At 49.1% G+C, this 7,080-nt stretch carries 6 protein-coding genes; 4 read left to right on the top strand and 2 right to left on the bottom strand.

What is annotated here, in order from left to right:
• Positions 1-419: 419 nt before the first annotated feature.
• The gene (locus R7Z49_RS22810; protein ID WP_031847521.1) at positions 420-1,055 is read right to left on the bottom strand and encodes a recombinase family protein; all 636 of its coding nucleotides are present in this window, start codon (positions 1,053-1,055) and stop codon (positions 420-422) included.
• A 701-nt stretch (positions 1,056-1,756) separates the two neighbouring features.
• On the opposite strand from R7Z49_RS22810, the gene glpA reads away from it, so the two are divergent.
• From glpA to glpC, 3 genes are read left to right on the top strand one after another with little or no spacing between them, the layout of a single operon-like run.
• Positions 1,757-3,427, top strand: coding sequence for an anaerobic glycerol-3-phosphate dehydrogenase subunit A (glpA, locus tag R7Z49_RS22805; protein ID WP_031847523.1), 1,671 nt, complete (start codon positions 1,757-1,759; stop codon positions 3,425-3,427).
• Positions 3,424-4,749: a glycerol-3-phosphate dehydrogenase subunit GlpB gene (gene glpB / locus R7Z49_RS22800; protein ID WP_014257458.1), complete on the top strand. Its 1,326-nt coding sequence runs from the start codon at positions 3,424-3,426 to the stop codon at positions 4,747-4,749. The genes glpA and glpB overlap by 4 nt, the downstream gene beginning before the upstream one ends.
• Positions 4,746-5,972: an anaerobic glycerol-3-phosphate dehydrogenase subunit GlpC gene (gene glpC, locus R7Z49_RS22795; protein ID WP_004726856.1), complete on the top strand. Its 1,227-nt coding sequence runs from the start codon at positions 4,746-4,748 to the stop codon at positions 5,970-5,972. The genes glpB and glpC overlap by 4 nt, the downstream gene beginning before the upstream one ends.
• A 113-nt stretch (positions 5,973-6,085) precedes the next feature.
• Here the strand turns inward: glpC and R7Z49_RS22790 are convergent, their stop codons facing one another.
• Complete coding sequence (locus tag R7Z49_RS22790) at positions 6,086-6,493, bottom strand: DUF4832 domain-containing protein (RefSeq protein ID WP_318112078.1); 408 nt, start codon at positions 6,491-6,493, stop codon at positions 6,086-6,088.
• Here R7Z49_RS22790 and R7Z49_RS22785 point away from each other — a divergent pair.
• Positions 6,470-6,883, top strand: coding sequence for a LysE/ArgO family amino acid transporter (locus R7Z49_RS22785; protein ID WP_025589760.1), 414 nt, complete (start codon positions 6,470-6,472; stop codon positions 6,881-6,883). The genes R7Z49_RS22790 and R7Z49_RS22785 overlap by 24 nt on opposite strands.
• Positions 6,884-7,080 lie beyond the last annotated feature (197 nt).

Here is a 7,080-nt window from a genome sequence, read left to right as displayed (position 1 = left end):
AACTCAGTATATTGTTTAATAATTATTCAATTTCGGACGACTTGGTTTTCTGTCCGAATTACGCAACAAAGCCGATTCTGTTGGTTATAGCTCAAGCTTTACCGAAAATGTAATTTTACTGAAGGTGTTGGCGACTACAATCTCTAACTCGAAATGTCCACAAGTGAGAAGAAACTACAAACAAACTAGCTTAACCATGCAGGCAGAAATAACTCGTTCAAAACATCGTTTATTGAACACTTTTTGGAGGTTATGCGCATCGGCGCAGCGCAGTTTGTTATTAGCTTGCTGGTAACCATTAACCAAAGTAATGTAATTTCAGTGGAACTGGTTTGCCACTGAGTAATTACTTTAACACCGAATGGGGCATTTCTTGTTTAGGGGACTAGAGCCCATAAGGAACAGAAACGTTAAGCTTCTTATCCCAATGAACGCTCACTTGCTAACTTCTTAGCCACCCGAATTACCGTTCTAGTGGACACATTCGTCAATTTAGCGGTATCACTGATACTTAACCCATTGATAACTCTTAACTGATAGATTTTTTCATGAAGCTGGAGATCTGCTTGTCTTCCTCGATATTTTCCCTCTTCTCGAGCCTTCATGATCCCTTCAGCTTGCCGCCGCCGTCGATCTTGGTAATCTTTTCGTGCAATTGCAGCGAGCATATCCATCATCATCCCATTAATAGCCCTGATCATCGAACGAGTGAACTCGTCGGGAATGTGTGGCGCAAAAGCGATATGGCTAGTTGGTAAATCGATACTGATTACCTTAAGTTCCTTTTGGTTCAGCATTTCTTTTAATTTGAACCAACTTTCTTCATCAAGTCGAGAAAGACGATCAATTTGCTCTATTATGATCGCATCACCAATTGCAGCATCATCAAGTAATCGGAGTAATTCAGGTCTTTGTAATGAGGCTCCCGATTCATTCTCAATATACCAACCTGCTATTCGAAAGCCCTTTTGCTGTGCAAACTCCTGTAAAGCACCTTGAGCACGTTTTGCATTCTGATCAGAGGTTGATGCTCTTAAGTATCCAAAGATGTACATAAGCCCCTCAAAGTGACATTTAGATTATGATCTAAACAAGTGTGACAAATAGGTTATGACAAATCTACTTTTCGTGTCAATTTTTACGTGTGACTTATAAGTATACCTAAGCGTCATACCGTTCTAACTGTTTGATTTAATGCTTAACGTACGAAACCGTACCGTTGGGCTTCACACCCCTGTTTATAGTTATGTACACAAACTTTGTGTGGGCAAATCTGACACAGAAGAGCACTCTCGAAAATCGAACAAGGAAATTTATGAGCGTTCGAGCACAAGTTTGTTAATGTCAAACTCGTTTTTTGTTAATTGGCGCATCATTTTGATCATTTCATCAGTAGGGTTAGTTTTTATCGCGCCATTTTCTAATCAAGAAAACCCTAATAAACTGAGCAATTGCTTATTAAACAAGGCATCATACGTTTTCATTTACCAACAACGTTCTTGACTCCGCTTGCACATCAGACGAGCTCGTTAGCGAATTTATTCCTGTTTTTATCGATTTACATGTAACAAATATGTGCCTAACCCTGTTAAATACCAGCAACATTGTTGGTTAATTTCTCCACACCCACACGAAACAATCACCAAAACTATCAATTTAACGCTCGTTCGCGCTTTTGTGAGCAATATATCGAACGTAAATGATAAAAAAAAACATACTAGTTGTAAGTTTATTAAAGTTGCATAAGGTAAAGGTCATGACGGCTTATCAACGAATGGAAACCGACGTTGTCATCATTGGCGGCGGCGCGACCGGCACAGGCATCATGCGAGACTGCGCATTGCGAGGCATCGCGTGCATTCTGTTAGAGAAAAATGACATCGCCTCCGGCACCACGGGTCGTAACCACGGCTTGCTGCACTCTGGTGCGCGCTATGCCGTCACTGATGCAGAATCGGCCAAAGAATGCATTCAAGAAAACCAAACGCTCAAACGCATCGCTCGCCATTGTGTGGAAGCGACTGACGGCCTATTCATTACCCTGCCTGAAGACGAACTCAGCTTTCAAGACACCTTTATTCAGGCTTGCGGCAATGCCGGTATCGAAGCGACCCGTTTAACGCCAAAAGAAGCACTCGCGCTCGAACCGAACGTGAACCCGGCGCTGATCGGTGCGGTGAAAGTGCCCGACGGCACGCTGGATCCGTTCCGTTTATGTGCCTCGAACGTCCTTGATGCCAAAGAGCACGGCGCGCGCATGTTCAACCGCACCATCGTCACCAGTTTGATTCGCCAAGGCGATACCATACTCGGTGTACGCTGTTTGCAATTGGGCACCAACCAACAGTTTGAAATCTTTGCCAAAGAAGTGATCAACGCCGCGGGTATTTGGGGACAACATATCTGCGAATATGCCGACCTCAACATCAAGATGTTCCCTGCCAAAGGCTCGCTGTTGATCCTCGATTACCGCATCAATAACTTGGTGATCAACCGTTGCCGTAAACCTTCCGATGCCGACATTCTGGTGCCCGGCGACACCATTTCACTTATCGGCACCACGTCCGAACACATTGATTACGACCAGATCGACAACTTGCACGTCACCGAACGTGACGTGGATGTGCTGTTGGCAGAAGGCGCGAAACTTGCGCCGATCATGGCCAATACGCGCGTACTGCGTGCCTACGCGGGGGTACGTCCTTTGGTTTCGGTAGATGACGATGGCAGTGGCCGGAATATCAGCCGCGGCATCGTTTTGCTCGATCACCAAGAGCGCGACGGCCTCAAAGGCCTCACCACCATTACCGGCGGCAAACTGATGACCTACCGCTTAATGGCGGAATGGGCGACCGACTTAGTGGCGAAGAAACTGGGCAACACTCAGGCGTGCGAAACCCACACGCGCCCACTGCCGGGGTCAAACGAAACGCCAAAAGCCATCAAGAAAACCGCCAGCATCGCCAAACCGGTGTATGAATCCGCCATTTATCGCCATGGTGAACGCGCCACGCAATTCTTGTCTGACGATGCCAAGAGCCAAGCGATTATTTGTGAATGTGAAATGGTCACTGCGGGCGAAATTGAATACGCGATTAAACAGCTCGACGTCAACAACTTGGTCGATCTGCGCCGCCGCACTCGCTTAGGCATGGGCCCTTGTCAGGGCGAACTGTGCATCTACCGTGCGGCCAGCCTGTTTTCCGAATATGGTCAGGTCGATGGCTGTCAATCGAGTGAATTGTTGGTCGATTTTCTAGAAGAGCGCTGGAAAGGCATCAAACCCATTTTCTGGGGTGATGCGCTGCGCGAAGCGGAATTCAGCTATTGGATTTACGAAGGATTACTCGGTGCCAGCGACCTGCCCCAGCCCGCTCAATCAGAACACCCTCAAGCAGAACAACAAAAACAGGAGGCGGAATTATGATGCATTATGATGTGGCCGTGATCGGCGGGGGCATTGCGGGTTATACCGCTGCAATTCGCAGCCTGCAAGCTGGCAAAAAAACCGTGCTCATCAATCAGGGTCAAAGCGCGTTACATTTCTCTTCCGGCTCCATTGATGTGCTGGCGAAATTACCAGATGGCAGCGCGGTCACCCACCCGTTTGATGCCCTCGACGCATTACAGCAACAAGCGCCGTCCCATCCGTACAACACGGTGGGTCGTAGCACGCTGCAAAAAGGGCTGGAATGGTTTCGTCAAACGCTCGCCACCGCGAACGTGCCGCTATCGCATCAAGATGATTTGGCCAATCACGGGCGCATCACGCCGCTTGGCACACTCAAAGCGACTTGGCTATCGCAGCCATTTGTTTACCAACACCGCCAAGAAGTTTCGTTTGAGCGTATTGTGGTGGTTTCGATCGATGGCTATCGCGATTTTCAGCCACAAATGCTGAAAGATAACCTTCACCAGCATCCCGATTTTCAAGGTGTGCCGATTCACACGGTCACCCTGTCGATTCCGGGGTTTGACGGATACCGCCGCAACCCAAATGAGCTGCGCTCAATCGACATTGCACGTTTGCTAAAACACGATGCCGCGTGGACCGCGCTATGCGATGGTTTGATGCGTGCAGCCAATCGCAACGACTTGGTGATCATGCCCGCGATCATGGGCAACGGCGATGGCCTAACGCTGCTAACGAAGCTACGCGACACCACGCAACTGCAATTTCACGAAGTGCCGACCATGCCACCATCGCTGCTGGGTATTCGCATTGAAGAGGCGCTCAGTCGCACCTTCCTGCTGCTGGGTGGCATTCACCTCAAAGGCGACAAAGTGGTCAACGGCACGTTTGACGGCGAGCGTCTGGTTAGCCTGCAAACGCAAAACCTGCGCGACATGGCCATCAGCGCTGACAACTACATCATGGCAACCGGCAGCTATTTCAGCCAAGGGTTGCATGCCGAGCAACACGCCATCCAAGAACCGATCTTTGGCTTGCAAGTGACGCATAAACCAGCACGCGTTGATTGGCGCAATCCGGCCTTCTTTGCCGACCGTTCACACCCTTTTATGGCATTCGGTGTCGAAACCAACGCGCAATTGAACCCACAGCGCAGCGGCGTCACCATTAAAAACTTGTACTGCTGCGGCTCCATGTTGTCGGGATACGATCCCGTGTTTGAAGGGTGCGGTGGCGGCGTCGCGATTGGCACCGCCTACCACGCCATCATGCAATGCCTAGAACCTCAATTGTCAGCGTCTCACCCTAACCCATTCGATCAGGAGGTGCTCGCATGAACGCGCCATTTTCAAAAGCTGCTCCTCTGAATACCAGCTTTGACCAATGTATTAAATGCACCGTCTGCACGGTGTACTGCCCCGTGGCAAAAGCCAACCCAGATTACCCAGGCCCGAAACAGTGCGGGCCGGATGGCGAGCGCCTGCGCATTAAAAACCCGGAATATTACGACGAAGCGCTTAAATACTGCACCAACTGCAAACGCTGCGAAACCGCGTGTCCTTCTGGGGTGAAAATCGGCGACATCATCGCCGTCGCGCGGGGTAAACATGGCAAGAAACCGCTCAATCCGAAACTGATGCGTGACTACGTGCTGAGCCACACCGACCTGTTCGGCTCACTGGCCACGCCATTTGCACCAGTGGTGAACTTCGCCACATCGATGCCATTGGTGAAAAAAATCATGCACAAAACCATCGGCGTGCATGACCACAAAGCGTTGCCGAAATACTCGCACGGCACGTTCCGTCGCTGGTTTAAACAAAATTGCACCAGCCAGCCGCTGTATCAGCGCCAAGTCACCTACTTTCATGGCTGCTACGTCAACTACAACCACCCACAATTGGGCAAAGATCTGGTGAAGGTGTTGAATGCGATGAATATTGGCGTGCGCTTGCTGAACAACGAGAAATGCTGCGGCGTGCCTTTGATTGCCAACGGTTTTCATGACAAAGCGCGTAAAAACGCATTGCTGAACGTGAAGAACATGGAAACTGCGGTCAATGAATATCACACCAAAGTGATTTCAACCTCCTCAACTTGCTCGTTCACGCTGCAACAGGAATACCCGCATGTGCTCGGCGTCGACAACAGCCAAGTGTCCAACGACATTGAATACGTCACGCGCTTCCTGCTGAAAGAGTTTATGAATGGCAATGCGCCGAAAATGAAACCGGTCAACCTCAAAGTGGTTTATCACACGCCTTGTCACTTGGAACGCAGTGGCAACGTGATGTTTACCATTGAGTTACTGCGCATGATTCCGGGCCTAGAACTGATTGTCCTCGATAGCGAATGCTGCGGTTTGGCGGGCACCTATGGCTTTAAAGAAGAGAACTATGACGTGTCGATGAAAATCGGCTCGCACCTGTTTGACTCGATCAAAGCCTCCGATGCAGATTTTGCGATCACCGACTGCGAAACCTGTAAATGGCAAATCGAAGAGAACACCGCGCTGGAAACCATTCACCCGGTCAGCTTGCTGGCGCAAGCACTGGCTTAGTCTTCCAACCCCAAAAAGGCGTCTTCAAAGAAAGTCGTTTCAACGCTCAACGTACAAAAAAGCGGGCATTGCCCGCTTTTCTTCTGTCACTTTCGCTTTTCGTTTGCTGCTGTCTATCGCACCACAGCATGGCGATCGACCAAGGCCAACTCAAGGTAGTAATGGCCGGTGGGGATCGTTTCAGGCAAAGTGAAACTGCTGGAGGTCGCGTGTTCACCCGGCAGCCAACGCATGACATCTGCGGTTGAGACGTTGAAAAACGCGGTTTCTTCGTCCTCATTCACCAATCGATACGCCAGATAATGGTGCTGATACGGTGGCGCGTTCCCTTCGTTCACAAGCAAGGCCTGAACCGTCATGGTCGCGCCCGGCGTCAATTCAGCAGGGTGCACCAGTGTGTCTACACGCAGACGATAGCCAATTTGAGCCAACGCATCGTCCAACAAATCACGATACTGAGTCGGCACCACGTGCGATTTCAGGTTCAATGTCGAAGCGTGCTGCGCAATCGCCCAATCCAAGCTTTCTGGTATGGCTACCAATCTGCAAAATCAGCTTGGAAAGGTTCAAGTCACCTAGAGTTGGAAAATTCGGACATTGCCCAGAGTTGGTTAAAAGTCGTTTTAATGGCGATGGCTATCACTTTTTTAAATCCACATGTATATCTGGATACGGTGGTGATACTCGGGGGCGTGACTGCTCAAATGGAACCTGATGAAAAACTATTGTTTGTTATAGGGGCACTGATCGCATCAGGGGGCTGGTTTTATGGATTAGTGTATTTGGCTAACAAGTTGATCCCACTTTTTAGTAAGCCAAGAACATGGCGAATTTTAGATTCTGCGATTTCATGCATCATGTGTGGTATTGCATTGAAGCTGGCAGCACCTTTGTTAAGCCAATACATATAGAGCGTCGCGATGAAGCTGCATTTCTATTAACTAAATTGCTCCTGTTAGATTGGACACTGAGTTTCCATACCAGAAGTTATTCGTCCTTTGCTAATTTAAGTAAATACTCTAAACCATTTCTGTCCGTGCGACCTGAAGTCGTATGAAGCGTTGTTCACCGCTTTATGAGTGAACCGTCTGTATCACCAGATGAACCT

The organism is Vibrio sp. 1562 (assembly GCF_033340155.1).
Lineage (GTDB): Bacteria > Pseudomonadota > Gammaproteobacteria > Enterobacterales > Vibrionaceae > Vibrio > Vibrio alginolyticus.
Note: the sequence above shows the minus strand (reverse complement) of the source record. Positions and strands in the feature narration are given on the sequence as shown.

Bases quoted from the DNA above. Each gene is read 5' to 3' on its own strand.
- R7Z49_RS22810 (WP_031847521.1), bottom strand. From the start codon at position 1,055: ATGTACATCTTTGGATACTTAAGAGCATCAACCTCTGATCAGAATGCA.
- glpC (WP_004726856.1), top strand. From the start codon at position 4,746: ATGAACGCGCCATTTTCAAAAGCTGCTCCTCTGAATACCAGCTTTGAC.
- glpB (WP_014257458.1), top strand. From the start codon at position 3,424: ATGATGCATTATGATGTGGCCGTGATCGGCGGGGGCATTGCGGGTTAT.
- glpA (WP_031847523.1), top strand. From the start codon at position 1,757: ATGACGGCTTATCAACGAATGGAAACCGACGTTGTCATCATTGGCGGC.